Below are 25592 nucleotides of genomic sequence, written 5' to 3'. Positions count from 1 at the left end.
TCCGCATCCTCCCCGCCCACCTCCGCCGCCGAGGCGAGCAGGCGGTGGGCGGGGAGGATGCGGACCGTGCAGCCGTAGGGGCCGGTGCGGTCCAGGGAGAGCTGGCCCTCGTAGAGTCGGTGGCCCTCCAGATCGGGTGTGCCGGCCGGTTTCAGCGGGACGATCGTGGCGTCGGTGATGCGGTCCTGCGCGTCCACCCGCCCGGAGACCGCCTGGACCTCGACGTCGTCGGGGGTCAGCGCGCCGAGCCCGACCCGCACCCGCAGCCCGACCGTCGTGCCCAGCTCCGCCGTGGCCGTCGTCTCGGTGGTCTCCACATGGTCGACGCTCACCGCGTGCCAGGCGCCCCGCACCCGCGCCTTCCATCCGGCCAGCTCTCCCGCGGTGTCCGGGGTCAGCGCGCGATGGGAGCGGGCGGCCGGGGCGTAGAGCCGCTCGACGTACTCGCGGACCATGCGCCCCGCCAGCACCTTGGGGCCGAGCAGGGTGAGCGTCTGGCGGACCATCTGGATCCAGCGGTCCGGCAGCCCGCCCCGGCCGCGCTCGTAGAAGCGCGGGGCGATCCGCTGCTCCAGCAGGTCGTACAGGGCGGCCGCCTCGATGTCGTCGCGCCGCTCCACGTCAAGGCCGGTGCCGTCCGCGGTCGGGATGGCCCAGCCGAAGTCCGGCCGGAACCACTCGTCCCACCAGCCGTCCAGCACCGAGAGGTTGAGGCAGCCGTTGAGCGCCGCCTTCATCCCGGAGGTGCCGCACGCCTCCAGCGGGCGCAGCGGATTGTTCAGCCAGATGTCGCAGCCGGGGTAGAGCCGCTGCGCCATCGCCATGCCGTAGTCGGGCAGGAAGACGATCCGGTGCCGCACCCGGGCGTCGTCCGCGAACCGGACCAGCTCCTGCACCAGCCGCTTGCCGCTGTCGTCGGCCGGATGCGCCTTGCCCGCCACCACGATCTGCACCGGCCGCTCGGGATGCAGCAGCAGCTCCCGCAGCCGGCCCTGGTCGCGGAGCATCAGCGTCAGCCGCTTGTACGACGGCACCCGCCGGGCGAACCCGATGGTGAGGACGTCCGGGTCGAGCACCCCGTCGATCCAGCCCAACTCGGCGTTCCCCGCCCCGCGTTGCCGCCAGGAGGCGCCGAGCCGCTCGCGCACCTCCAGCACCAGCTGTTCGCGCAGGGTGCGGCGCAGCTCCCAGATCTCCTGGTCCGGGATGTCCGCGACCGAGTCCCAGCGCTCGGAGCCGCCGACGGCGAGCGCGTCCTCGGCCCGCTGGGTGCCGATCTTCCGGGCGCCGAGCCGCAGCACCTCAGGGGCCACCCAGGTGGGGGCGTGCACCCCGTTGGTCACGGAGGTGATCGGCACCTCCTCGGTGTCGAATCCCGGCCACAGTCCGGCGAACATCTCCCGGCTGACCTGTCCGTGCAGCAGCGAGACGCCGTTGGCGCGCTGGGCCAGTCTGAGCCCCATCACGGCCATGTTGAACAGGTTCGGCTCGCCGCCCGGGTACGTCTCTGTGCCGAGCGCGAGGATCCGGGGCGTCTCGATGCCGGGCAGCTCGGCGTCCGGGCCGAAGTGCCGGGCGATCAGGTCCCGTTCGAAGCGGTCGATACCGGCCGGGACCGGGGTGTGGGTGGTGAACACCGTGCCGCCGCGCACCGATTCGAGCGCGGCGTCGAAGTCCAGCCCCCGCGCGCACAGTTCGGCGATCCGCTCCAGGCCGAGGAAGCCCGCGTGCCCCTCGTTGGTGTGGAACACCTCCGGCTCGGGGTGCCCGGTGAGCCGGCAGTACGTGCGCACCGCCCGGACACCTCCTATGCCGAGCAGCATCTCCTGGAGCAGCCGGTGCTCGCTGCCGCCGCCGTAGAGCCGGTCGGTGACGGAACGGGCGCCCAGGTCGTTCTCCTCCACGTCCGAGTCGAGCAGCAGCAGCGGCACCCGGCCGACCTGCGCCAGCCAGATCCGGGCGTGCAGGGCGCGCCCGCCGGGCAGTGCGAGGGAGACGCGCGCGGGCGTCCCGTCGGCCTCCGCCACCTGGGTGAGGGGCAGCTCGTTGGGGTCGAGCACCGGGTAGTGCTCCTGCTGCCAGCCGTCGCGGGAGAGGGTCTGCCGGAAGTACCCGTGCCGGTACAGCAGCCCGACGCCGACGAGGGGCACGCCGAGATCGCTGGCCGCCTTCAGATGGTCGCCCGCGAGGATGCCGAGACCCCCGGAGTACTGCGGCAGGGCGGCCGTGATGCCGAACTCGGGGGAGAAATAAGCCACGGCGCGGGGCAGTCCCTCGGGCTGTGCCTGATACCAGCGGTCACCGGTCAGATAGTCGTCCAGATCGTCCGCGACCGCGTTCAGGCGGCGCCGGAACCGCCGGTCCCCGGAGAGTTCGGCGAGTCGCGCGGGCCGCACCCGGCCCAGCAGCCGCACCGGGTCGCACCCGGCGGCGCCCCATGCCTCCGGGTCCACGGACTGGAACAGATCGCGCGTCTCCGCATGCCATGACCAGCGCAGATTGTGCGCCAGCTCGCTCAGCGGCCGGAGGGGTTCGGGGAGAACGGGACGGACGGTGAACCGACGGATCGCCTTCACATGCCACCTCGGCGGACGCGTTACGGGGTGAGACGTACGGCGGTGTACATCTCGTCGTCCCTGTCGACGGTAGTGGTTACCGGAGCGTCGGTGGGGACGTGCCGACGGGGGTGTCGGGCGTGGGAAGACGGGCTCGGGGCACCCGTACAAGTGGGCCGGTCTGATGGGTGGACATACGCGCGAGTAGTTAACAAAGTTCCGGATTGCCCACCCGAAAAGGGTGGGAAGGCTCCACCGGTACCCACCCCACAGGCAGTACCCGGCACCGCCCGCAGGACCCACCTCCCCTGGTCATCCCACGTTGACGCGGACAGGAGCGGTCATGCCCGCCACGCACCACTCGTCAGCCGCACCGCACACCCCGTCGGCCGCCGCGCGCGCCGGGTCGTCGTCCCCGCCGGGCGACGCCCCGCCCCCGGGCGGCGCGCCCGCGGCGGCGGCGAAGAAGACAGCGGCCAGGAAACGCGCCAAGTCCCCCGCCGGGCCACCGCCGGAGCAGGCCACCGCCGTCGGCCGTATCCCGGTCCTCGATGTACGCCCCGTGGTCCAGCACGGGCGCCGGCCCGCCAAGGCGGTGACCGGGGAGTCGTTCGAGATCTCGGCCACCGTGTTCCGCGAGGGGCACGACGCGGTGGCGGCCGATGTGGTGCTGCGCGACCCCCGGGGCCGGCGGGGCCCCCGGACGCCGATGCGGGAACTCGCCCCGGGCACCGACCGCTGGGGCGCCACCGTCACGGCGGGGCCGCCCGGCCGCTGGACGTATACGGTCGAGGCGTGGGCCGATCCGCTCACCACCTGGCGGCGGCACGCCGGGATCAAGATCCCGGCCGGTCTGGACACCGAACTGGTGCTGGAGGAGGGCGCGCGGCTGTACGAACGCGCCGCCGCCGGGGTCCCGAAGACCCACCGGCGCACGGTCCTGGACGCGGCGGCCGCCCTGCGCAACGAGGACCGCCCGGCCGCCTGGCGGCTCGCGGAGGCGCTACGGCCCCCCGTGCGGGAGGTCCTGGACCGTTACCCGCTACGGGAGTTGGTCACCGCGTCCGATCCGCTGCCGCTGCTCGTGGAGCGGGAGCGCGCCCTGTACGGCTCCTGGTACGAGTTCTTCCCGCGCAGCGAGGGGACCGCCGAGAGGCCGCACGGGACGTTCCGTACGGCGGCGCGGCGGCTGAGGCCGATCGCGGAGATGGGCTTCGACGTCGTCTACCTGCCGCCGATCCACCCGATCGGCGGCACCTTCCGCAAGGGCCCCAACAACTCCCTCACCGCCGGTCCCGAGGACGTCGGCGTGCCCTGGGCGATCGGCTCTCACGAGGGCGGCCATGACACGGTCCACCCCGACCTCGGCACCATCGAGGACTTCGACCACTTCGTGGGCGAGGCACGGGAGTTGGGCCTGGAGATCGCCCTGGACTTCGCGCTCCAGTGCTCCCCCGACCACCCCTGGGTGCAGAAGCATCCGGAGTGGTTCCATCACCGCCCGGACGGGACGATCGCCTACGCGGAGAACCCGCCGAAGAAGTACCAGGACATCTATCCGATCGCCTTCGACGCCGACATGGACGGGCTGATCGCGGAGACGGTCCGGGTGCTGCGGCACTGGATGGACCACGGGGTGCGGATCTTCCGCGTCGACAATCCGCACACCAAGCCGGTGGTGTTCTGGGAGCGGGTCATCGCAGAGATCAACCGCCAGGACCCCGATGTGATCTTTCTGGCGGAGGCGTTCACCCGCCCGGCGATGATGCGCGCCCTGGCGCAGATCGGTTTCCAGCAGTCGTACACCTACTTCACCTGGCGCACCACCAAGCAGGAACTCACCGACTATCTCACCGAGTTGTCGGGCGAGACCGCGGCCTATATGCGCCCCAACCTGTTTCCCAACACCCCGGACATCCTGCACGCCTACCTCCAGCACGGCGGCCGTCCCGCCTTCGAGGTGCGTGCCGTGCTCGCGGCGACCCTCTCCCCCGCCTGGGGCATCTACAGCGGCTACGAGCTGTGCGAGAACACCCCGCTGCGCGAGGGCGGCGAGGAGTACCGCGACTCGGAGAAGTACCAACTGAGGCCCCGGGACTGGGAGTCGGCCGCGCGGGAGGGCCGTACGATCGCGCCGCTCATCACCCGCCTCAACGCCGCCAGAAGGCGCAGTCCCGCCCTGCGGCAGCTGCGCGACCTGCACTTCCACCACGCCGACCAGGACGCGGTGATCGCCTACTCCAAGCGTGCGGGATCGAACACGGTTCTGGTCGTCGCCAACCTCGACCCCCACCACACCCAGGAGGCCACGGTCTCGTTGGACATGCCGCAACTCGGCCTGGACTGGCACGAGTCGGTGCCGGTCCGCGACGAGCTGACCGGCGAGACCTACCACTGGGGCAGGGCCAACTACGTGCGCCTCGAACCGGGCCGGCGCCCCGCGCACGTCCTCACCGTCCTGCGACCGTCCAACCCGCAGATCGGAGGGTCACCCACCACATGATCGTCAATGAGCCCGTCCCGGACACCTTCGCGGACACTCCCGCCCGGGACCGGGACCCGGACTGGTTCAAGCGTGCCGTCTTCTACGAGGTCCTGGTCCGCTCCTTCCAGGACAGCAACGGCGACGGTATCGGCGACCTCAAGGGCCTGACCGCCAAGCTCGACTATCTCCAGTGGCTCGGCGTGGACTGCCTGTGGCTGCCGCCCTTCTTCAAGTCCCCGTTGAGAGACGGTGGTTACGACGTCTCGGACTACACCGCGGTGCTCCCCGAGTTCGGTGACCTCGCCGACTTCGTGGAGTTCGTGGATGCCGCCCACCAGCGCGGCATGCGCGTGATCATCGACTTCGTCATGAACCACACCAGCGACCAGCACCCGTGGTTCCAGGAGTCGCGCAAGGACCCCGACGGCCCCTACGGGGACTACTACGTCTGGGCCGACGACGACAAGCAGTACCAGGGCGCCCGCATCATCTTCGTGGACACCGAGGCGTCGAACTGGACGTACGACCCGGTACGCAAGCAGTACTACTGGCACCGCTTCTTCTCGCACCAGCCGGACCTCAACTACGAGAACCCGGCGGTGCAGGAGGAGATGATCTCCGCGCTGAAGTTCTGGCTGGACCTCGGCATCGACGGGTTCCGGCTGGACGCGGTGCCGTACCTGTACCAGCGCGAGGGCACCAACTGCGAGAACCTGCCCGCGACCCACCAGTTCCTCAAGCGGGTCCGCAAGGAGATCGACACCCAGTACCCGGACACGGTGCTGCTGGCCGAGGCCAACCAGTGGCCGGAGGACGTGGTCGACTACTTCGGGGACTTCCCGAGCGGCGGCGACGAGTGCCACATGGCGTTCCACTTCCCGGTCATGCCGCGCATCTTCATGGCGGTACGGCGGGAGTCGCGCCACCCGGTCTCGGAGATCCTCGCCAAGACGCCCGCGATTCCCTCGCGTTGCCAGTGGGGGATCTTCCTGCGCAACCACGACGAGCTGACCCTGGAGATGGTCACCGACGAGGAACGCGACTACATGTGGGCGGAGTACGCCAAGGACCCCCGCATGCGCGCCAACATCGGCATCCGCCGCCGTCTCGCGCCGCTGCTCGACAACGACCGCAACCAGATCGAGCTGTTCACCGCCCTGCTGCTGTCCCTGCCCGGCTCGCCGATCCTCTACTACGGCGACGAGATCGGCATGGGCGACAACATCTGGCTCGGCGACCGCGACGCCGTCCGCACCCCCATGCAGTGGACCCCCGACCGCAACGCCGGCTTCTCCTCCAGCGATCCGGGGCGGCTCTTCCTGCCCACGATCATGGACCCGGTGTACGGCTACCAGGTCACCAATGTCGAGGCGTCGATGTCCTCGCCGTCCTCGCTGCTGCACTGGACCCGGCGCATGATCGAGATCCGCAAGCAGAACCCCGCCTTCGGACTCGGCTCGTACAACGAACTCCCGTCCTCCAACCCGGCGGTGCTCGCCTTCCTGCGCGAGTACGAGGACGACCTGGTGCTGTGCGTGCACAACTTCTCCCGCTTCGCCCAGCCCACCGAGCTGGACCTGAGCCGCTTCGGCGGCCGGCACCCGGTCGAGCTGTTCGGCGGGGTGCGCTTCCCCGCGGTGGGCGAGCTGCCGTATCTGCTGACCCTGGCGGGACACGGCTTCTACTGGTTCCGGCTGCGCCGCGACCCGGCGTAATACCGCCACGCGGGGCGGCGGAGCGTTTTCGCCGCCCCGCCCCGGGCACCTGACAGTGACACCCCGACCAGATCCGGGGAAAGGACGTGACGCCCGTGACGGAAGCGGTCACCCCTTCGGCGAGCACCACCCTCGATTCACTGGCCCCCCTGCTGCGCGCCTGGCTGCCCCGGCAGCGCTGGTTCGCGGGCAAGGGCCGCCCGGTCACCGGGTTCACCCCCGTGGCCGTGACCCAACTCCTGCCACGAGGCGGCAGGCTGGACCTGTTCCACGTCCTGCTGCGCGTCCATCAGCCACCGGAGTCCGCGCACCCCGGCGACTGCTACCAGCTCCTCATAGGCGCGCGCGAGGCGCTGCCGCCCCGGCTGGCGCCCGCGCTGATCGGCCATGTGACCCGGGGCCCGCTCGCCGGACGCACGGTGTACGACGCCCTGTACGACCGCCGGCCTGCCGAGGTGCTCCTGGAGGCCCTGCGCACCGGGGCCCGCGTCGGCGGGCTGCGCTTCGAGCGGGATCCGCGCCAGGAGATCCGGCCCCATCTGGTGGCCCGGATGCTGGCCGCCGAGCAGTCCAACTCCTCGGTGGTCTATGGAGATACGTTTATTCTCAAGCTGTTCCGCCGGGTCGTCCCCGGCGTCAACCCCGATCTGGAGCTGCCGCAGGCGCTGGCCCGCGAGGGCTGCCCCCGGGTGCCCGCGCCGACCGCGTGGCTGCGCGCCGAGCTGGACCAGCAGCCGTACGTACTGGCGGTGTTGCAGCCCTTCGTGAGCGGCGCCGCCGACGGCTGGGAGCTGGCGCTGCGCGAGCTGGCCAAGGGCGAGGACTTCACCGCCGAGGCACGGGCGCTGGGCCGGGCCACGGCCGAGGTGCACACCGCGCTGGCCCGCGCCCTGCCGACCGTCACCCTCGGCCGCGCCCAGCTCGGGCCGATGGTCGGCGGGATGACGGAGCGGCTGGCGGCGGCGGTCCAGGCCGTGCCGGCGCTGGGGCCGTACGAGCGGGGGCTGCGGTCGGCGTACACCGCGCTCGCCGAACTGGCCGCAGGGGGCCGCACGTGGACCGCCCAGCGCATCCACGGCGACCTCCATCTCGGGCAGTGCCTGCGCGCGCCGTCCGGTGACTGGTCGCTGATCGACTTCGAGGGGGAGCCGGCCCGGCCCCCTGCCGAGCGGCGGCTGCCGCAGCCGACGGTGCGGGACATCGCGGGGATGCTCCGGTCCTTCGACTACGCGGCCTGCTCGGCGAGTTCGGCCCCGGCGCGGTGGGCGCACGACTGCCGGGCGGCCTACTGCTCCGGGTACGCGGAGGTGTCCGGCCGCGATCCGCGCACCGATCCGGTGCTGCTGCGCGCCTTCGAGACCGACAAGGCCGTCTACGAGGTGGTGTACGAGGCACGCCACCGTCCCGACTGGCTGCCCGTGCCGCTGTCGGCGATCCGTCGCCTCGCCGTGTCCGACCCTCACTGACCCGACTCTCGCCCCGGGAGACTCGCTCGTGACGTCGAAGAAGCACCAGACCGATCCCGCCGTGGGAGCCGAGGACCGCGCCCGGCTGCTGGCCGGCACCCACCACGACCCGCACTCCGTGCTGGGCGCCCACCCGGTGCCGGGCGGGGTCGCCTACCGCGCCCTGCGCCCGGGCGCCAGCTCGGTCACCGTCGCCTCCGGCCCGCTGCGCACCGAACTGCGCGACGACGGCGACGGTTTCTTCTCCGGACTGCTCCCCCCGGGCGCCGTACCGGAGCCGAGCCGGCTGCGGGTGGCGTACGGCGACACGGTCCATGAGACGGCGGACGCCTACCGCTTCCTGCCCACGCTCGGCGAACTGGATCTGCATCTGATCGGCGAGGGCCGGCACGAGGAGCTGTGGCGGGCGCTCGGCGCGCACGTCCTCGTGCACCAGGGCGTGCGCGGAACCCGGTTCGCGGTGTGGGCGCCGAACGCGCGGGGCGTCCGGGTCACGGGGAGCTTCTGCTGCTGGGACGGCACCGGGACCCCGATGCGCTCCCTGGGCTCCTCCGGGGTCTGGGAGCTGTTCGTGCCGGGGGTCGGCGAGGGCGAGCTGTACAAGTTCGAGATCACCCGCCCGGACGGCTCGCACACCCAGCGCGCCGACCCGCTGGCCCGCCGTACCGAGGCGCCGCCCGCGACCTCCTCGATCGTGCATGTCTCGCACCATGTGTGGCAGGACGAGCAGTGGATGGCGCACCGCGGGGACATCCCGGTGCACGAGGCGCCGTTCTCGGTGTACGAGGTCCATCTGCCGTCCTGGCGCCCCGGTGCGACCTATCGCGAACTGGCCGACCAACTCACCTCCTACGTTGCGGAGATGGGCTTCACCCATGTGGAGCTGATGCCGGTCGCGGAGCATCCCTTCGGCGGCTCCTGGGGCTACCAGGTCACCGGGTTCTACGCGCCGACGGCCCGGCTGGGCACCCCGGACGACTTCAAGTACCTGGTGGACCGGCTGCACCAGGCCGGTATCGGGGTGCTGATGGACTGGGTGCCGGCCCATTTCCCGCGCGACGACTGGGCGTTGGCCGAGTTCGACGGGCGGCCGCTGTACGAGCACCCCGATCCGCTGCGGGCCGCGCATCCCGACTGGGGCACGCTGGAGTTCGACCTCGGCCGGCGCGAGGTGCGCAACTTCCTCGTGGCGAACGCCGTGTACTGGTGCGAGGAGTTCCATGTGGACGGGCTGCGGGTGGACGCCGTGGCCTCCATGCTCTACCTCGACTACTCGCGCGATCCCGGGGGTTGGCGGCCGAACGAGCGCGGCGGCCGGGAGAACCTGGACGCGGTGGCCTTCCTCCAGGAGATGAACGCCACGGTCTACCGGCGCTGCCCGGGTGTCGTGACCGTCGCCGAGGAGTCCACCGCCTGGGACGGGGTGACCCGGCCGACCCATGTACAGGGTCCGAGCGGGTTCGGCGGCCTTGGCTTCGGCCTGAAGTGGAACATGGGCTGGATGCACGACTCGCTCCAGTACATGGCCCACGACCCCGTGCACCGCGCCTACCACCACGGCGAGCTGACCTTCTCCATGGTGTACGCGTACAGCGAGAACTACGTCCTGCCGATATCCCACGACGAGGTGGTGCACGGCAAGGGGTCCCTGGTCTCCAAGATGCCGGGCGACTGGTGGCGCCGGCGCGCCGACCTGCGCGCCTATCTGGCCTTCATGTGGGCCCACCCGGGCAAGCAACTCCTCTTCATGGGGCAGGAGTTCGCGCAGGGCGCGGAGTGGTCCGAGGCGGCCGGGCCCGACTGGTGGCTGCTCGATCCGGCGTACCCCGCAGCCCCCGACCACCGGGGCGTCCGCGACCTGGTCCGCGATCTGAACGCCTGCTACCGGGCCACCCCGGCCCTGTGGCAGCGTGACACCGACCCCTCGGGCTTCGAGTGGATCACCGGTGACTCGGCGTCCGACAACGTGCTCGCCTTCCTGCGCCGCGACGCCGACGGCTCGCCCCTGCTCGCCGTCTGCCACTTCTCCCCCGTGGTCCGCCCCGACTACCTCATCGGCGTCCCCGAGGACGTCCCGGCCTGGACCGAGACCCTGAACACGGACGCGGAACGCTACGGCGGCAGCGGAGTGGCCAACCCGGACCCCCTGAAACCGGAACCCCACGGCACGCACGGCCGCCCGGCCGCCGTCCGCCTGACCCTGCCGCCCTTGGCCACGGTGTGGCTACGACCGGCCTAGGGAGCTCCCGGTGACCGGACGGGCCCCGGCCGGACGGGCCCCGGAGAAGAAGTCCTCCGGGGCCCGTCGGACGGCCGCTCTACTCGTCCCGCTGGGCCAGCGCCGCCGGCAGCTCGCCGGTGTGCAGGACGCCCAGGCGCTGGGTGGCGCGGGTCAGGGCGACATAGAGGTCGCTGGTGCCGTACTCGGCCGGTTCGACCACCAGGACCGAGTCGAACTCCAGGCCCTTGGACTGCCGGGGGTCGAGGAGGACGACCGCCTGGGTGAGGTCGGGTTCGGCGCCGGCGGTGACACCGTCCAGGCGGGCGGCGATCGCGCGGTGCAGCCGGTGTGGCGCGATGATCGCCAACCTGCCCTCCACCGGCGCCAGTTCGGCGGCCGCCTTGGCCACCGCGCCGGGCAGGTCGGCGTCCTCCCGCCGCACCCAGGGCCGTACCCCGGTGGAGCGCACCGAGCTGGGCGGCCGGAAGTCCGGCTGCTCGGCGCGGACCACGGCCGCGGCGAGGTCCATGATCTCGGACGGGGTGCGGTAGTTGACGCCGAGGCGGGTGTGCTCGTACCGGTCCTCGACATAGGGCGCGAGGATCTTCGACCAGGAGCCGACCCCGGCCGCCTCGGCGGTCTGCGCGGGGTCGCCGACCAGGGTCATCGAGCGGGTCGGGCAGCGCCGCATCAGCAGCCGCCAGGCCATCGGCGACAACTCCTGCGCCTCGTCCACGATGATGTGCCCGAACGCCCAGGTCCGGTCGGCCGCCGCCCGCTCCGCCGCGCTGCGGTGGTCCGCCTCCTCCTGCCGCTCGGCGAACCGCTCCGCGTCGATGATGTCGTGCGCGGACAGCACCTCCGAGCCGTCCGGGTCGCCGTCCTCCTTGTCCTCGAACTCGTACGTCCGGGACGCGTAGGACACGTCCAGCACGCCCTGCGCGTACGCGATCTGCGTCTCGCGCTCACGATCGGCACGGAAGCGGGCGAGCCGGTCGTCCTCGCCGAGGAGTTCGGCGGCCTCGTCCAGGAGCGGTACGTCGGCGACGGTCCAGGCGCGGGTCACCGGGCGGCGGATCGCGGCGGCGTCCGCGTCGCTCAGATACCCCTCGGGCTCGGCGAGGAAGTCGGCGATCAGACGCTTCGGGGTGATCCGGGGCCACAACCGGTCGATCGCGGACCAGACTTCGGGGTTCTCGGCGAGTTCGTCGCGGATCTGGGTGATGTCGGAGGCGTCGAGCAGGCTGCTCCCGTCGTAGGGGTCGGTGCCGACCCGCTCGGCGTACAGCTCGGTGAGCGTGTTGAGGATGTGGCCCTCGAAGTACTCGCGGGACGCGTTGTGCGGCAGCTTCGCGGCGCGGGTGCGTTCACGGGCGACGCTCACCAGGCCGTCGTCCAGCATCAGCACCTCGCGGTCGTGCGCGATCGCGAGGACCGGGTCGGGCAGCGCCTGCCGGTCGCGGACCACCTCGGCGAGCACGTCCGCCATGTCCGCGCGCCCCTTGACCGCGGCCGCCTCGGGGGTGTCGGCGGCGGTGGCCTTCACGCCGGGGAACAGCTCGCCGACCGTGGCCAGCAGGACGCCGGTCTCGCCGAGGGAGGGCAGCACCTCGCCGATGTAGCCGAGGAAGGCCGGGTTGGGCCCGACGATCAGCACGGCGCGGCGGGCCAGCAGCTCCCGGTGCTCGTAGAGGAGGTACGCCGCCCGGTGCAGGGCCACGGCGGTCTTGCCGGTGCCGGGCCCGCCCTCCACGACCAGCACGCCCCGGTGCGGTGCCCGGATGATCCGGTCCTGGTCGGCCTGGATGGTGCGCACGATGTCGCCCATCCGGCCGGTGCGGGCCGAGTTCAGCGCGGCGAGCAGCACGGCGTCGCCGTTGTGGTCCTCGTGCCCGGTGCGGGTGGCGTCGCCGAGGTCCAGGATCTCGTCGTGCAGATGGGTGACGGTACGGCCCTCGGTGGCGATGTGCCGGCGCCGCCGCAGCCCCATCGGGGTGTGCCCGGTGGCCAGGTAGAAGGGCCGGGCGACCTCGGCGCGCCAGTCGATCAGCACGGGCGTGTGCGCGGCGTCGTCCGCGCGCAGCCCGATCCGGCCGATGTGGTGCGTCGTACCGCTCGCGAGATCGATCCGGCCGAAGCAGAGCGAGCCGTCGACGGCGTTCAGCGCGGCGAGCAGCCCCGAGCGCTCCGCGACCAGGATGTCCCGCTCCAGCCGGGCCTGCATGGGCTTGTCCCCCTGCGCGAGCGCGTCCCCGACCGCGTTCTCGGCGTCACCGCGCAGAACGTCGACGCGCGCGTACAGTCCGTCAATGAATTCCTGCTCGCGACGCAATTCATCGTCTGGAAATTCGGTGTTTGACAATTCCGCTCCCGCCCGGATATACTGTGCCCACAAAGCTTTTCCGTGACCGCAGTCGTGTGAAGTCACGAACCATTGAATATACGTGCAGAAATCCCCCGGACGCAATTGTCCGGGGGATTTCTTGTGTGCGGGCGTGGGCTTACAGCAGGTCCGCGAGTTCCTCCAGGAGCCGCCGCTTGGCCCGGGCCCCCACCATGGACCGCACCGGCTCCCCGCCCCGGAAGACCATCAGGGTCGGCGTGGCCAGCACCCCGTAGGCGATGGTCGTAGCCGGATTGCGGTCGACATCGAGCTGGACGACCTTCAGCCGGGCCCCCTCCTCCCGGGCGATGTCCCGGAGCACCGGCGCCAGCTGCCGGCACGGCCCGCACCACTCGGCCGTGAACTGCACCAGGACCGGCGGGCCGGCATCGATCACCTCCGCAGCGAAGTCCGCGTCCGTCACCTCGGCAAGTCCGCTCAGCACGCTCACGACAGCTGCCCTCCCAGTTCACATCCGGGCTCCGGACCTCCCGGAACCGATGCCTCGGCGGCCAGCTCGCCCATGGCCCGCTCGGCCCGCCGCAACTGCTCCGCGACGGTCTCGCGCACCGCCGTCAGCTGCCCGACGAGCGCGTCCAGCTCGGCCAGCTTGCGCCGGTACACCGCGAGCGACGCCGGACAGGAGTCCCCCTCGGGATGCCCCGCCCGCAGACATTCCACGAACGGCCGCGTCTCCTCCAGCTCGAACCCGAAGTCCTGGAGCGTCCTGATCTGCTCCAGCAACCTGAGGTCCCCCTCGCCGTACTCCCGATACCCCTTCTCGTCCCGCCGCGCCGAAAGCAGCCCCCGCGCCTCGTAATACCGCAGGGCCCGCGCCGTGGTCCCGGCCCGAGCGGCCAACTCGCCGATTCGCATGAACACGACGGTAGGCCTTGACGCGGACGTCAGGGCAAGCCGCCGCCGATTCCGATCCCCGGTACCAGGACTCGACTGCCGAGCAGTTGCGGCAGGACCAGTGCCCTCTACGGCAAGGCCCCGGACCCGGCCGCAACGACCCCGCAGGAGTGGACGAGCGTGTGCCGAGCGCGATGCGTTTCCGTGGATGCACGGCCTCCCCGGCACGAACGCGGGCGCCGAGGACGCAAGGCGTATCATCCGGACGGCCGAACGACAACGGACGCGGGCAACGACGTCGTGGTGATCCTCATGAAGGTCAAGGGGCACAGCGGCGCCGGTCGGGGCGGGTACGTCGTCAAAACGGCTTACCCGCGGTGAGGGGCCGGATCATGGACGAGCACTTCACGTACGTCGCGCTCGGCTACAGCGATGACTTCGGGCTGACCGGGCTGGCGGAGCGGATCCACTCCTGCGGGTGCCGTATCGACCGGGCGTCGGCTCTCGCCCTGGCGGCCGAGTCGGCGGACGGGTCGGAGGGGGAAGAGGCGGTCGAACTGGGCGAGGACGCACGCCGTTTGCTGTCCTCGCCGGTCTCCGACGAGATCCTGCGCACCGTGTGGGTGGCTTCCGTCGGAGCGTGCTTCGATCCGGCCTTGCACGGGATGGATGCCCGTGCCTGGCTGACGGAACTGTCGGAGGTGGCGGCGGGCCGTCTACGGCGGAACAAGCGGTCCTACGTCCCACCGGAGGTCCGGCCGGTGCGGGATGCCGGGCTCGGCCGCCTGGTCGTGGCGGAGATCCGGGACCTGGGCGCGGTCCTGGACCGTGCGCAAGAAGTTCCGGGCCTGGCCGCGGGCCTGGAGCAGATCGTCGTCCGGGCGGACGTCGACCTCGGGTACCGGCTCTTCCTGAGAGTGCTGAAGGTGTCCCGGCCGCAGATCGAGAAGGAGCGCTACGACCGGCTCCTCGCGCTGGCAGAGCCCCTCGGTTACCCTCTCGCGGTCGTCCATGACGGTCTCGACGTGTGCTGGCCGCCCGTCGATACCCGGCGGCGGGACATGGAACGGGATTTCGGTCTGTCCGGACTCGCCGAGCGGTTCGCCGGTTCATGGCACCCTCATAGCGCCCGGGAAACCTTGATCGACCATCTCTCCTGGGACGGCTTCGAGCGAACTCCCGGTACGGAAGCGGCACTTCTGCTGGAGGACGTGCTGCGCGTGCTCCGGTCCGATCTCTCCACGGAAACCCTCACCACTGTGTGGCTCGCGGCCTCCGAACAAGGCCGCGGGATCCATCTGTTCGGCGGCGACGGGCGCCGGTGGCTGGAGGAGGTCGTCGCGGTGTGCGAGGAACGGCTGCGTGCCGTCGCTCCCGCGTACGTCCCTGTCCTGCGGCCCGTCGACGCCGAGGCGGCACCGGGTGTGCTGCGGCGGCTCCGCGAGAGGGAGGAGGACATGGCGGGCCGGGTCGTCGGCCACGGCCAGGAGGCCCTGTCCGGCTCCGTCGTGGCGGCAGCGCTGGTGCGAGTCGTCGCCCGAGTGGATCCCGACCTGGGGTTCCGGCTGTTCCTGCGGGCCCTGGTCGCGCTGGCCGTGCCCCTGACCCGCGAGCAGTTCGCCCAGTACGAGGCCATCGGCGAACGGTTCCGGTACGGCGAGTCCCACTTCTTCCGGATCGAACAGCTGGTCAGGAACGACTGAGACCGCCGCCGCGGGACACCCGCACACGGCGTTGCCCTCCCTCCCACGACCGGTGGGAGAGAGGGCGACGCCGCACGGTGGCTCAGACCAGCACCCCCGCCGACTCCTCCACCTCCAGCAGGGACGCGCTGTGGCGTTCCTCGTCGAATTTGCGGCGGCCGCCGCGGAGGCCGAAGAGGCGTTTGGCGAGGGCGATGTAGAGGACGGCGAGGATGTTGAGGGCGAGGGTGGCGATCTTGAGGTAGCTGATCTTCTCGGTCAGCTCGTAGATCTCCAGCGGGAGGAACGCGGCGGTGGCGACCACCGTGAGGTACTCCGCCCAGCGCTTGGCGCGCCACAGGCCGACCGCCTCGACCAGTTCGATCAGGGCGTAGGCGAGGAGCAGCCCGGCGACCAGGAGAAGCGTGGAGTGCTGGTAGCCGAACGCCTTCTGGATGGAGCCGACCACGGGTGAGTGGTCGAGGTCGTAGTGGAAGTGCCGGAAGACCGGGCGCAGCACCGTCAGGTACTCGTTGAAGAGCCGCCGTACCGCGTCCTGGCTGTTGCTGAACTTCCACACGGCCACCGCGACCAGCACTATGAACACCCCGCGCACGGCCCGCTCGATGGCGAGGAAGCGCAGGATGAACAGGTCCCGCAGCACCTTGCCCCGCGGCACCAGCGGCGCGTCCTGCGCCGGTCCCGAGCCGTGCGGCTCCCCGAGCACGAAGTCCCCGCAGCGCAGACAGCGCCAGGCGTCCCCCAGCGCGGTCTGCGCGTGCAGCCGTACCCGCAGTCGCGGATCGTCCGGCGCGTAGGTCACATGCCCCTTGCGCGCGCAGGTCCGCCGGTCCCAGTCGATCTTCATGTCCCCCGTGCCTCCATACAGGTACAGACGCCACGCACAAGCGTGCCGTTCCGGTCGTCCGGAACGGCACGCTAATGGATGGTGGCGGAAAAGCGTCAGCCGGTGGTGGTCTCCGCCAGTTCCTTCTCCGCTTCCTTCACCTCTTCGGTCGTCGCGCGGCGCGGCAGCAGGAAGGCCACCAGGACCGTGCCGATGCCGAGGACGACCGCGCCGACCAGGCTGGTGTGGGCGACGGCGGAGGAGAAGGAGGAGCCGACGGCGTCGGCCATCTGGCGGGCGCCCGCGGCGAGTTCGGTCGCCTGCTGCTTGAGCGCGGCGGCCTGCTGGGGGCTGCTCGCGTGGGCGGCCTGGGCGGCGACCTGGTGTGCCTTGTCGGCGATGCCCTGGGCGACGGCGTAACCGGCGCCGACCGAGTCCTGGGCGGTCTCCAGGGCGCTCGGCGGGAGCTTGCTGCCGGCGGTGGCGTCGGTGAGGTGGTTGCCGTACGACGTGGCCAGCAGCGAGCCGAGGATGGCGATGCCGAGCGAGCCGCCCAGCTCCAGCGAGGTGTCGTTGACCGCGCCGCCGACGCCCAGTTCGGACTCGGGGAACGCGCCCATGATCGCGTCGGTGCAGGGCGAGAGGGCGAGGCCGATGGCGAGGCCGAGGATGATCAGCGGGGCCACGAAGTCGCCGTACGTCGAGCCCGTGTCCACCTGGGTGAGCAGCGCCAGCGCCACCGTGCCCAGCACCATGCCCGCGCTGACGGTCCACTTCATGCCGACGCGCGGGGTGAGCCAGCCGGTGAGGCCCGAGCCGACGAACACGGCGCCGGCCAGCGGCAGCATCCGCACACCGGTCTGGAGGGCGTCGTAGCCGAGGACGAACTGGAGGTGCTGGGTGAGGAAGTAGAACGCGCCGAACACGGCCAGGAAGAACAGGGCGACGGCCAGGTTGGAGCCGGCGAAGCGGCGGTGCGCGAAGCGGCGGACGTCCAGGATCGGGCGCGGGTGGCGCAGCTCCCACAGGACGAAGGCGATCAGGCCCACGCCCGCGATCACGGCGGCGGCGACGGCCTTGCCGCTCCAGCCGAAGTGCGGGCCCTGGATGATCATGTAGACCAGCGAGCCGGTCCAGATCACGGACAGCAGGCCGCCGACGTAGTCGATGCGGTCGTGGTGGCCGGCCTTGGACGGCGGGACCAGGACGAAGGCGGCGACGAGGGCGACGAGCGCGATCGGCACGTTGATCAGGAAGGTCGAGGACCAGCCGTGGTCGCGCAGCAGCGCGCCGGCGACCACCGGGCCCGCGGCGATGGCGAGGCCAGCCGTCGCCGTCCACAGCACGATCGCCTTGGCCCGCTCGGCCCGCGGGAAGGTCGCCGCGAGCAGCGACAGCGTGGCCGGCATGATCAGCGCCGCGCCGACGCCCATCACCGCGCGCGCCGCGATCACGGTCGCCGCGCTGTCGGCGAGGTAGCCGAAGACCGCGCCGCCGCCGAAGACCAGCAGGCCGAGCACGAGCGCCCCGCGCCGGCTGTACTTGTCGCCGATCGCGCCGAGCAGCAGCATCAGCGCCGCGTAGGGCACGGTGTAGCCGTCGATCACCCACTGGAGGTCGGCGCTGGAGAGGCCGAGGTCCTTCGTCATGTCGGGCGCGGCGACCGTGAGGGCGGTGTTGGCCATCACGATGATCAGCAGGCTCAGGCAGAGCACCAGCAGGGCCCACCAGCGCCGGGCGTAGGGGCGCTCCATCTTCTCGACCGGTTCGGTCATGACGAGTCGCATGGCAGGGGTTTGCCTTCCTCAGGTTCGCGACGGACTTGCACACCATCGTGCAATTGCACAACGATGTGCAATGTACGCCGTTACACAGTGCTGTGCAAGTTGGGTGAGGAAGTGCAGAATGGCCACCATGACCACGGGTAACCCCAGCCGCGCCGACGCCAACCGCCGCCGCATCCTCGACGTCGCCCTCGCCGAGCTGCTGCGCGACCCGGACGCGTCGATGGACCAGATCGCGCGCGCCGCCGGAGTCGTACGACGGACCGTGTACGGCCACTTCCCCAGCCGGGAGGCGCTGATCAGCACCCTGACCGACGAGGCGGTGCAGGCGCTCGCGGACGCGGACGCGACGGGTCGTACGGGGGTCACGGACCCGGCGGAGGCGCTGGCCCGCTCGGTGCTGGCGCTCTGGGCGACCGCCGACCGCTACCGGCTGCTGATCGCCCTGGCCCAGCGCACGGTCACCGTCCAGGGCATCCGCGAACGGCTCGCCCCGATCCGCGCGGCCAAGGTCCAGGTGCTCCAACAGGGCCTGGAAGAGGGCGTGTTCACCTCACCGCTGCCCGCACCGGCGCTCGCCTATGTGCATGAGCAGACGCTCTTCGCGGTCATGGAGGCGGTCAACGACGGGCTCCTGGCGGCAGAAGAGGCGGGCCACGCCGCCACGGTCACCGTCCTGACCGCGGCGGGCGTACCCGCCTCGCTGGCCACCGCCCTGGTGACCAGGGTGAGTTCGCACCCGTAGCGCGAACAGCCGGATGCCCGGCCCCGGTTCAGGCGGAGCCGGGCATCCGGAGAAGGAGGCCAGAAGTCGACCGGGGGCTAGGCCTTGGCCAGCCGTTCCTCCCGGGGCTCGGGGACCTCCGCCACGGTACCCGCCGTCGCGTCCATCACCGTCTCGTCGAACGGCAGTTCACCGGAGAGCACCTTCGCGACCCGCACCTTGTCGATCTCCTTGGTCCAGGTGCCCACGAGCACCGTGGCGATCGCGTTGCCCGCGAAGTTGGTCAGCGCCCGCGCCTCGCTCATGAACCGGTCGATGCCGACGATGAGTCCGACGCCGTCCACCAGCGCGGGCTTGTGCGACTGGAGGCCGCCGGCCAGCGTGGCGAGGCCCGCGCCGCTGACACCCGCCGCGCCCTTCGACGCCAGCAGCAGGAAGAGCAGCAGCGGGATCTGCTCGCCGACCGACATCGGGGTGCCCAGCGCGTCCGCGATGTACAGCGACGCCATGGTCATGTAGATCATCGTGCCGTCGAGGTTGAAGGAGTACCCGGTCGGCACCGTGATGCCGACGACCGGCTTGCTGACCCCGAGGTGCTCCATCTTCGCGATCAGGCGCGGCAGCGCGGACTCGGAGGAGGAGGTGGACAGGATCAGCAGGAACTCGCGGGCGAGGTAGCGGCACAGGGAGAAGACGTTCACCCCGGCGAAGATCCGCAGCACCGCGCCGAGCACCACGAAGACGAACAGCACACAGGTGACGTAGAAGCCGAGCATCAGCACGGCGAGGCTCTTCAGCGCGTCCAGTCCCGCCGAGCCGGTGACCGCGGCGATCGCGCCGAACGCGCCGATCGGCGCGGCCCACATGACCATGGACAGGATGCGGAAGACGAGCCGCTGGAGGTGCTCGATGCCGCGCAGCACCGGCTGCCCGGCCGTGCCCATGGCCTGGAGGGCGAACCCGGCGAGCAGGGCGACCAGCAGGGTCTGCAGGACCTGGCCCTCGGTGAAGGCGGACACGAAGGTCTGGGGGATGACCGACAGGACGAAGTCGACGGACGGCAACGCGTCGCTGCTGACCTGCGCGTGTCCGGTCTGCTTGAGGGCGCTGGTCAGATGGAGCCCGGCGCCGGGGTGCAGCAGATTGCCGACGACCAGCCCGATGGCGAGCGCGACCAGCGACATCACGAGGAAGTAGCCGAGGGCGATACCGCCGACGGCGCCCACCTTGGCCGCCTTGCGCACCGAGCCGATGCCGAGCACGATCGTGCAGAAGATGATCGGCGAGATCATCATCTTGATCAGATTGACGAACCCGGTGCCCAGCGGCTGGAGCTGGACGGCGGCATCCGGCCAGATGAGTCCGACGGCGATGCCGAGCGCGACGGCCACGATGACGGCGATGTACAGGTAATGGGTTCGGTCCCGCCGGTCGCGGGGTGCGGCAGCTGCCGTATCGGGAGTGGTGGCGGCCACGACTGCCCTCCTTGACGTCTTCGTCGACGTCGTCGTCGGTACACGACCGGCGTGCGGCTCACGTCCGGATGGTGCTGGGGAACGCGGTGACTATCTCCCGTCCTGTGAGGGCGGTCACGCTTGCGTTCATTTAGTTCACGCCAGAACCAGGGGCACACTGGCTGGCATGCGCCTTCCGTCCCTGACCCGCCCGCGCAGCCTGGCGGGCCAGCTGTTCGCCATGCAGGCGGTGCTGATAGCCGTGGTCGTGGCCGGATACGCGCTGTTCACCTACGTCAGCGACCGGCGGCAGGCCGAGGACGCGGCCGCCCGGCAGGCCACCGCGGTGGCCCGCTCGATCGCCGACTCCCCCGCGGTCCGCGCCGCGATCCGCACCCCGGACCCGACCGCGCCGCTGCAGCCGTACGCCCTGAAGGTCACCCGGGACGCCAACGTCGACTTCGTCACGATCATGAGCCCGGACGGCATCCGCTGGACGCATCCGGACCCCCGGCAGATCGGCAAGCGCTTCCTCGGCACCACCGCCCCCGCCCGCGCGGGCCGCACCTTCACCGAGACCTACACCGGCACCCTCGGCCCCTCCGTGCGGGCGGTGACCCCGGTGACCGACGGCGGCCGGATCGTCGGCCTGGTCAGCGCCGGCATCACCGTGGACCGGATCAGCGAGCGGCTCCAGGCCCAGGTCACGGCGCTGCTCGGGGTGGCCGGCGGGGCGCTGCTGCTGGGCGCGGTGGGCACGTACGTCGTCAACGCCCGGCTGCGGCGGCACACCCACAACATGAACGCGGCCGAGCTGAGCCGGATGCACGACTACCATCAGGCGGCGCTGCACGCGGTCCGCGAGGGGCTGCTGATGCTGGACGGGCAGTACAGGGTGGCGCTGATCAACGACGGCGGCCGGGAGCTGCTCGGGGTCGGCGAGGAGGACCAGGTGGTGGGACGGTCGGTGGCCGGGCTGGGCCTCCCGGCACCGCTGACGGGCGCGCTGCTGTCCTCCCGGCCCCGGGTGGACGAGGTGCATCCGACCGCCTCCCGGGTGCTGGTGGTGAACACCTCCCCGGTCTCCGGCGGGGAACGCAGGGGTACGGTCGTCACCCTGCGCGATATCACCGAACTCCAGTCGCTGATGGGCGAGTTGGACACCGAGCGGGGCTTCAGCCAGGCGCTGCGCGCACAGGCGCACGAGGCGGCGAACCGGCTGCACACCGTGGTCTCGCTGATCGAACTGGGCCGCTGTGAGGAGGCGGTGGAGTTCGCCACGGCCGAGCTGGAGCTGGCGCAGGCGCTGACCGACCAGGTGGTGGCGGCGGTCGGCGAACCGGTCCTCGCGGCGCTGCTGCTGGGCAAGACCGCGCAGGCCAACGAGCGGGGCGTGGAGCTGGTGGTGTCGCCGGACAGCCGGCTCGACGACGGGCTGCTGGCCGGCGGTCCGCCCGCGCGGGACCTGGTGACCATCCTCGGCAATCTGATCGACAACGCCGTGGACGCGGCCCAGGGCAGCGCGCGGGCGCGGGTGACCGTGACGGCGTACGCCCCGGCGGCCGAGCTGGTGCTGCGGGTCGCGGACACCGGCCCCGGTGTCGAGCCCGGCCACGCCGACCTGGTGTTCCAGCGCGGCTTCACGACCAAGCCGGCCGGGCCCGGCGGCCGGGGCCTCGGGCTCGCGCTCGTACGGCAGGCGGTGACCCGGCACGAGGGCACGCTCACGGTCACGGACGCGGCGCCGGAGGGCGGCGCGGTGTTCGAGGTGCGGCTGCCGCTGCGCCCGGCGCCGGTGGCGGCCGAGGGCGGTGCCGGATGACGGACCCGATCAGAGTGCTGGTGGTGGAGGACGACCCGGTCGCGGCCGACGCGCACGAGCTGTACGTGGGCCGGGTGCCGGGCTTCGTCGCGGTCGGCAAGGCCCGCACGGGCGCGCAGGCGCGGCGCGTCCTGGACCGTACGGAGGTGGATCTGCTCCTCCTCGATCTGCATCTGCCGGATGTGCACGGGCTCCAGTTCGCCCGCTCGCTGCGCGCCGCCGGCCATCACGCGGATGTGATCGCGGTGACCTCGGCGCGGGATCTGGCGATGGTGCGCGAGGGGGTCTCGCTGGGGGTCGTGCAGTACGTGCTCAAGCCGTTCACCTTCGCCACCCTGCGCGACCGGCTGGTGCGCTACGCCGAGTTCCGGGGAGCCGCGGGCGAGGCGAGCGGGCAGGACGAGGTGGACCGGGCGCTCGCGGCGCTGCGGGCGCCCGCCCCGGCCGCGCTGCCCAAGGGGCTCAGCGGTCCGACGCTCCAGCGGGTGACCGGCGCGCTGCGCGAGGCGCCCGACGGGCTCACCGCGGCGGGGGTCGCCGAGGCCGTGGGCATATCGAGGATCACCGGGCGCCGCTATCTGGAGCATCTGGTGGACACCGGCCGGGCCGCGCGCAGCCCGCTGTACGGCCAGGTGGGGCGGCCGGAACTGGTCTACCGCTGGGTGTCGCAAACACCGTGAGCCAGCGGTGATCGCCAACTCCCTTTCACCGCACACGCATTGACCTGACAGGACCGCCGCTCTTACCTTCACGGACACCACCGAGGCCACCCCCACGTGTGCCCGCAGGAGGTCATGCCCGTGCGCCCCACCGCCGCCCTCACCGCCCTGCTCACCACCGTCCTCGCCGCCACCGCCCTCACCGCGTGCGGCACCGGCTCCGACGAGGGGCCCGACACCCTGAAGGTGTCGTACAAGCAGTCGACGGACAACTCCATCAAGGTGATGGACACCTACCTCGCCGGTATCAAGAAGCAGTTCGAGCGCGAACACCCGGGGAAGAAGGTCGAGTTCGTGCCGATCAAGGCGCCGGACTCGGAGTACTACACCAAGCTCCAGCAGATGCTGCGCTCCCCGCGCACCGCGCCCGACCTGGTCTACGAGGACACCTTCCTCATCAACTCCGACATCACCAGCGGGTACTTGAAGCCCCTCGACCCGTATCTCGCGAAGTGGCCGGACTGGGGGCGGTTCATCGGCACCGCGAAGGCCGCGGCGCGGGGGCAGGACGGGAAGACGTACGGCGTCCCGGACGGCACCGACACCCGCGGACTCTGGTTCGACAAGCGGGTGTTCCGCAAGGCCGGGCTGCCCACCGACTGGCAGCCGCGGACCTGGGACGACATCCTCACCGCCGCCCGCACCATCAAACGGACGGTCCCCGGCGTCACCCCGCTGAACATCTACACCGGCAAGCCCGCGGGCGAAGAGGCCACGATGCAGGGCTTCGAGGAGCTGCTGTACGGCACGAACGACGGCCGGAGCGATCCGCTGTACGACGCCACGAGCAAGAAGTGGAGGGCGGCCGGCCAGGGCTTCAAGGACTCGCTGGAGTTCGTGCACAGCGTGTTCCAGGAGAAGCTGGGCCCGGACGTGTCCGACGCGCTCGACCCCAACTACTCCACCACCGTGCGCGGTGAGCTGCTCCCCCAGGGCAAGCTGGGCATCGATCTGGACGGCTCCTGGCTGCCGCAGGACTGGCTGCCGGGCAGCGGGCACGAGTGGCGGGACTGGTCCAAGGAGATCGGGCTCGCCGCCATGCCCACCCAGCACGGGCAGGCGCCGGGCAAGGTGAGCATGTCGGGCGGCTGGACCTGGTCGATCCCGGCACGGGCCGCCCATCCGGATCTCGCCTTCGACTTCGTCAAGACGCTCCAGACCAAGGACAACGCGCGGAAGTGGTACATCGCCAACTCCGGTATCGCGGTGCGCGAGGACGTGGCGGCGGACCCCGCGTACGTGGACGCGCAGCCCGGGATCAAGTTCTTCACCGACCTGGTGGCGACGACGCACTACCGGCCCGCGTTCCCCGCGTACCCGAAGGTGTCGACCGCGATCCAGGAGGCCATGGAGAGCGTGACCACCGGGGACCGGTCGGTGGCGCAGGCGGCGGGTGACTACGACGCCGCGCTCAAGGACGTCACCGGCGGCCGGGTGGTGGGCGGGTGAGGAGACGGGGCGCGCCGCCCGGGATCACCCGGGCGCTGCCCCTCGCCCCCGCCGTCGTCCTGCTGCTGCTCTTCCTCGCCGGGCCCATCGCCTACTGCGTCCTCATCGCCTTCACCGACCTCCAGCTGACCGGTCAGGCGCACTCCTCCTTCGTGGGATTCGCCAACTTCCGCCGGGCGTTCGGGGATCCGGCGTTCCTCAACGCCGTATGGCTGACCCTGGTGTTCACCGTGCTGTCCTCGATCGTCGGGCAGAACAGCCTGGGCCTTGCGCTCGCCGCGCTGATGAAGCGGGCCTCCCGGCCGGTGCGGGCGGTGGCCGGCGCGGTGGTGGTCACGGCGTGGGTGCTGCCGGAGGTGGTGGCCGGGTTCCTGCTGTACGCGTTCTTCCGGCGGGAGGGAACCCTGGACGCGATCCTCGGCTGGCTCCAACTGCCGCGCCAGAACTGGCTGTACACCCTGCCGATCCTCGCGGTGTCGTTCGCCAATGTGTGGCGCGGTACGGCCTTCTCGATGCTGGTGTACTCCGCCGCGCTGGACGAGATCCCGGCCGAGATCGGCGAGGCGGCCGAGGTGGACGGGGCGGGCGGCTGGCGGCGGCTGTGGCACATCACGCTGCCGATGATCCGCCGGTCCATCGGCACCAATCTGATGCTCAACACCCTCCAGACGCTCTCGGTGTTCGGGCTGATCTGGGTGATGACACGGGGCGGGCCGGGCGACCGGAGCCAGACGCTGCCGCTGCTGATGTACGAACAGGCCTTCCAGAACAGCATGATCGGGTACGGCACCGCCGTCGCGCTGCTTCTGCTGCTGGTGGGGGCGCTGTTCTCGGTCGGGTATCTGCGGCTGCTGCGGACGGAGGTGTGATGGCCCCCGCCCGCACCGGGGCCCGCACTCGGCCCCGCGCCCGCGTACGCGCCGTACGGCGGCACACCGCCGACGCCTGTCTGATGCTGGTGGCCGCGGCGTTCGCGCTGCCGCTGGCCTGGGTGCTGCTGGCCAGTGTGGACCCGGGCGCCGATCTGCGCGTCCGGGTCCCGGACAGCCTCACCCTCGGCAACTTCCGGACGGTCCTGACCCCGGAGATCACCTACACCCCGCTGCTCAACAGCCTGATCCTGTGCGGCTGCGGCACCGCGCTCACCGTCGGGTGCGCCGCGCTCGCCGCGTACCCGCTCTCCCGGTTCCGGTCCCGGCTCAACCGGCCGTTCCTGCTGACGATCCTCTTCGCCACCAGCCTGCCCATCACCGCGATCATGGTGCCGGTGTACGCCCTGTTCGTCCGGGTGAACCTGATCGACACCCTCCAGGGCACGATCCTGTTCTTCGCGGCGACCCAACTCCCGTTCGCCATATGGCTGATGAAGAACTTCATGGACGGCGTCCCGAAGGAGCTGGAGGAGGCCGCCTGGACCGACGGCGCCTCGGC

The 25592-nt window shown here is 71.4% G+C and carries 18 protein-coding genes; 11 read left to right on the top strand and 7 right to left on the bottom strand.

The window, feature by feature from the left end; genetic code table 11:
• The coding region (gene glgP, locus CCN72_RS16490) for an alpha-glucan family phosphorylase (protein ID WP_086808177.1) at positions 1 to 2576 on the bottom strand (2576 nt) is incomplete at its 3' end.
• 322 nt (positions 2577 to 2898) lie between these two features.
• Between glgP and CCN72_RS16485 the strand changes: the two genes are divergently transcribed.
• The 4 genes from CCN72_RS16485 to glgB all read left to right on the top strand — a co-directional run bounded on the left by CCN72_RS16485 (position 2899) and on the right by glgB (position 10460).
• Positions 2899 to 5058, top strand: coding sequence for an alpha-1,4-glucan--maltose-1-phosphate maltosyltransferase (locus CCN72_RS16485; RefSeq protein ID WP_086808176.1), 2160 nt, complete (start codon positions 2899 to 2901; stop codon positions 5056 to 5058).
• Positions 5055 to 6755, top strand: coding sequence for a maltose alpha-D-glucosyltransferase (gene treS, locus CCN72_RS16480; protein WP_086808175.1), 1701 nt, complete (start codon positions 5055 to 5057; stop codon positions 6753 to 6755). The genes CCN72_RS16485 and treS overlap by 4 nt, the downstream gene beginning before the upstream one ends.
• A 95-nt stretch (positions 6756 to 6850) precedes the next feature.
• Positions 6851 to 8221 carry a maltokinase N-terminal cap-like domain-containing protein gene (locus CCN72_RS16475; protein ID WP_208638019.1) on the top strand — a complete coding sequence of 457 codons (1371 nt, stop codon included), beginning with the start codon at positions 6851 to 6853 and terminating at the stop codon, positions 8219 to 8221.
• A 28-nt stretch (positions 8222 to 8249) separates the two neighbouring features.
• Complete coding sequence (gene glgB / locus CCN72_RS16470) at positions 8250 to 10460, top strand: 1,4-alpha-glucan branching enzyme (protein ID WP_086808173.1); 2211 nt, start codon at positions 8250 to 8252, stop codon at positions 10458 to 10460.
• Positions 10461 to 10539: 79 nt separating this feature from the next.
• Here glgB and CCN72_RS16465 read toward each other — a convergent pair whose 3' ends face one another.
• From CCN72_RS16465 to CCN72_RS16455, 3 genes are all read right to left on the bottom strand, one after another.
• Positions 10540 to 12774: a HelD family protein gene (locus tag CCN72_RS16465; RefSeq protein WP_086808172.1), complete on the bottom strand. Its 2235-nt coding sequence runs from the start codon at positions 12772 to 12774 to the stop codon at positions 10540 to 10542.
• A gap of 169 nt (positions 12775 to 12943) precedes the next feature.
• The gene (locus CCN72_RS16460) at positions 12944 to 13276 is read right to left on the bottom strand and encodes a thioredoxin family protein (protein WP_086808171.1); all 333 of its coding nucleotides are present in this window, start codon (positions 13274 to 13276) and stop codon (positions 12944 to 12946) included.
• A complete protein-coding gene (locus tag CCN72_RS16455; RefSeq protein ID WP_086808178.1) occupies positions 13273 to 13701 on the bottom strand; it encodes a MerR family transcriptional regulator in 429 nt (142 codons plus the stop codon). The genes CCN72_RS16460 and CCN72_RS16455 overlap by 4 nt, the downstream gene beginning before the upstream one ends.
• Before the next feature lie 371 nt (positions 13702 to 14072).
• Between CCN72_RS16455 and CCN72_RS16450 the strand changes: the two genes are divergently transcribed.
• Positions 14073 to 15383 (top strand): hypothetical protein, encoded by a 1311-nt coding sequence (locus CCN72_RS16450; protein ID WP_086808170.1) that lies wholly within the window; start codon positions 14073 to 14075, stop codon positions 15381 to 15383.
• Positions 15384 to 15465: 82 nt separating this feature from the next.
• Here CCN72_RS16450 and CCN72_RS16445 read toward each other — a convergent pair whose 3' ends face one another.
• Positions 15466 to 16230 carry a DUF2127 domain-containing protein gene (locus CCN72_RS16445; RefSeq protein WP_086808169.1) on the bottom strand — a complete coding sequence of 255 codons (765 nt, stop codon included), beginning with the start codon at positions 16228 to 16230 and terminating at the stop codon, positions 15466 to 15468.
• Positions 16231 to 16325: 95 nt separating this feature from the next.
• Entirely contained in the window at positions 16326 to 17996 is a 1671-nt protein-coding gene (locus CCN72_RS16440) for an MFS transporter (protein WP_086808168.1), read from the bottom strand.
• A gap of 118 nt (positions 17997 to 18114) precedes the next feature.
• Between CCN72_RS16440 and CCN72_RS16435 the strand changes: the two genes are divergently transcribed.
• Entirely contained in the window at positions 18115 to 18738 is a 624-nt protein-coding gene (locus tag CCN72_RS16435) for a TetR/AcrR family transcriptional regulator (protein WP_086808167.1), read from the top strand.
• A gap of 77 nt (positions 18739 to 18815) precedes the next feature.
• Here the strand turns inward: CCN72_RS16435 and CCN72_RS16430 are convergent, their stop codons facing one another.
• A complete protein-coding gene (locus CCN72_RS16430; RefSeq protein WP_086808166.1) occupies positions 18816 to 20192 on the bottom strand; it encodes a cation:dicarboxylate symporter family transporter in 1377 nt (458 codons plus the stop codon).
• 166 nt (positions 20193 to 20358) lie between these two features.
• Between CCN72_RS16430 and CCN72_RS16425 the strand changes: the two genes are divergently transcribed.
• From CCN72_RS16425 to CCN72_RS16405, 5 genes are all read left to right on the top strand, one after another.
• Positions 20359 to 21993, top strand: coding sequence for a sensor histidine kinase (locus CCN72_RS16425; protein ID WP_086808165.1), 1635 nt, complete (start codon positions 20359 to 20361; stop codon positions 21991 to 21993).
• Positions 21990 to 22673 carry a response regulator gene (locus CCN72_RS16420; protein WP_086808164.1) on the top strand — a complete coding sequence of 228 codons (684 nt, stop codon included), beginning with the start codon at positions 21990 to 21992 and terminating at the stop codon, positions 22671 to 22673. The genes CCN72_RS16425 and CCN72_RS16420 overlap by 4 nt, the downstream gene beginning before the upstream one ends.
• A gap of 114 nt (positions 22674 to 22787) precedes the next feature.
• Complete coding sequence (locus CCN72_RS16415) at positions 22788 to 24161, top strand: extracellular solute-binding protein (RefSeq protein ID WP_086808163.1); 1374 nt, start codon at positions 22788 to 22790, stop codon at positions 24159 to 24161.
• A complete protein-coding gene (locus tag CCN72_RS16410) occupies positions 24158 to 25030 on the top strand; it encodes a carbohydrate ABC transporter permease (protein ID WP_086808162.1) in 873 nt (290 codons plus the stop codon). The genes CCN72_RS16415 and CCN72_RS16410 overlap by 4 nt, the downstream gene beginning before the upstream one ends.
• A partial coding sequence (locus CCN72_RS16405) for a carbohydrate ABC transporter permease (RefSeq protein WP_143664116.1) occupies positions 25030 to 25592 on the top strand: 563 nt, incomplete at its 3' end. The genes CCN72_RS16410 and CCN72_RS16405, both read left to right, overlap by 1 nt.

Origin of the sequence: Streptomyces murinus (genome assembly GCF_002154555.1) — a bacterium.
GTDB classification, from domain to species: domain Bacteria; phylum Actinomycetota; class Actinomycetes; order Streptomycetales; family Streptomycetaceae; genus Streptomyces; species Streptomyces murinus.
Note: the sequence above shows the minus strand (reverse complement) of the source record. Positions and strands in the feature narration are given on the sequence as shown.